1 protein-coding gene is annotated in these 2,192 nt (G+C 73.9%); it reads left to right on the forward strand.

The window, feature by feature from the left end:
- Positions 1-2,192, forward strand: a 2,192-nt coding sequence (locus GA0115259_RS25125; RefSeq protein WP_141716685.1) for an acyltransferase domain-containing protein, incomplete at both ends; no start/stop codon positions are given.

The raw sequence follows: 2,192 nt of genomic DNA on the forward strand, positions 1-2,192 counted from the left end.
CGACGGCCGCGCCCTGGGCCTGACCGCGCCGCGCCCGGCGGGCCAGCGCGCCGCGCTCACCCGCGCCTACCGCAACGCCGGTGTCTCGCCCGCCGACGTCGGTCTGATCGAGGCCCATGGCACCGGCACCGTGGTGGGCGACCGTACCGAACTGGCCACGCTGACCGAGGTGTTCACCGAAGCCGGTGCCGAGCCCGCCAGTTGCGCGATCGGCTCGGTGAAGTCCCAGATCGGGCACACCAAGTGCGCCGCGGGACTGGCCGGACTGATCAAGACCACACTGGCCCTCCACCACGGAGTGAAGCCGCCGACGCTGCATGTACGGCAGCCGAACGCGGCCTGGGACGGCGGGAGCAGCCCGTTCGTCTTCCACACTGCCGCCCGGCCCTGGGCCACGGAACCGGCGGAGCGCATCGCGGGTGTGAGCGCCTTCGGTTTCGGCGGTACGAATTTCCATGTTGTTCTACGCGCGTATGACCAGCCGCCACCCAGGCACTCCCTGGACACCTGGCCGGTGGAACTCTTCACCTTCCGTGGCCGGGACGCCGAGGCGGCCCGCCGCTCCGCCCGCGCCCTGCTGGAACTCCTCCAGCGCGGTGGCCAGTGGCGACTGCGCGACTACGCGCGTCATACGGCACGCCGCAGCGACCAGGCGGCCGGCCGCGGTGAGTCCGTACGGATCGCCCTCGTGGCGGACAGCCTGGCCGGACTGGCGGAGCTGCTGCGCCGGGCCGCCGAAGGAGAGCAGGACCCGAAGGCGGGCCTCTACGCGGCCGACGACACCACGGAGCCTGCCAGGAGCGGCGGTTCCGTCGCCGGTGAGTTGGCTTTCCTCTTCCCCGGGCAGGGCAGCCAGCGGCCCGGAATGCTCGCCGAACTCTTCGTGGCCTTCCCCGAGTTGCAGCGCCATCTCCAGCTCGGCGCGCAATGGGCGGACACGCTCTATCCGCCGGCCGCCTTCGATGAAGAGGGCAAGGCGGGCCAGCTGGCCCGTATCACCGACACGGCCGTCGCGCAGCCCGCGCTCGGCGTCGTAGAACTCGCCGCCGCCGAACTGCTGGCCTCGCTCGGTGTACGACCCGCCATGGCCGCGGGCCACAGCTACGGCGAACTGGTCGCGCTCGGTGTGGCCGGCGCGCTCGCGCCGCAGGATGTCCTCACCGCCAGCGCGGCCCGCGCCGAAGCCATCCTGGCGCAGGTCGAAGGCGGGGACCCGGGCACCATGGCGGCCGTCTCCGCCACGGCCGAGCAGGTCGAGGAGGTGCTGCGGACGTCCGGTCTCGCCGAGGCCGTCGTCGCCGCCAACCGCAACGCGCCCGAGCAGACCGTCATCTCGGGACCGACCGAGCCGATGGCCACGGCGGTGGCGCGGCTGCGCGACGCCGGGTTTGCGGCCAAGCCGCTCCAGGTCGCCTGCGCCTTCCACAGCCCCCTGCTGGCCGGAGCGGGCGACGCCTTCGCCGAGAGCCTGGCCGGTATGACCGTCCACGCACCGGACTTCGACGTCTGGTCCAACCGCACGGCCGATCCGTATCCGGCGGACCCGGAGGCGGTACGGGCCGGGCTCGCGGCACAGATCGGCGCGCCCGTCCGGTTCACCGAGCAGATCGAGGCCATGTACGCGGCCGGCGCCCGTGTCTTCGCGGAGGTTGGTCCCGGCCGGGTGCTGAGCAGACTGGTCTCCGCCGTCCTGGGCGACCGCCCGCACCGCACCGTTCCGCTCGACGGCGGCCGGGGAGCCGGACTGACCGGCTTTCTCTCCGCACTGGCCCAGCTCGCGGTCAGCGGTGTCGATGTCCGCACCGGCCGGCTCTTCCAGGGCCGCGACGCGGTCGATCCCGAGACCGCCGTGGCCGAGCGGACCGCCGGCTGGACCGTCGACGGCCAGCTCGTCCGCCGCGCCGACGGCACCATTCCCCCCGACGCCCTGCACCCCGCCCGACCTGTTACGGAGCTGATCGTGCCGGAGAATTACGCCTCCCACGGCGCCGCCGCGTCCGGACCGGACGCCCTCGTCGCCGAGTTCCTGCGCACCAGCCGGGACCTGGTGGCGGCGCAGCGAGATGTCATGCTGAGCTATCTGGGCGGGCCCGTGGCCGTCCCGGCCGGCCGGCCCCTGGGCCGGCCCTTGAGCCAGCCGCTTGCCTACGCGTCGGCCTCGGTGGCCGCGCCCGTGCCCGCCGCACTGCCGG

Origin of the sequence: Streptomyces sp. MnatMP-M17 (assembly GCF_900091995.1) — a bacterium.
Classification (GTDB): Bacteria; Actinomycetota; Actinomycetes; order Streptomycetales; family Streptomycetaceae; genus Streptomyces.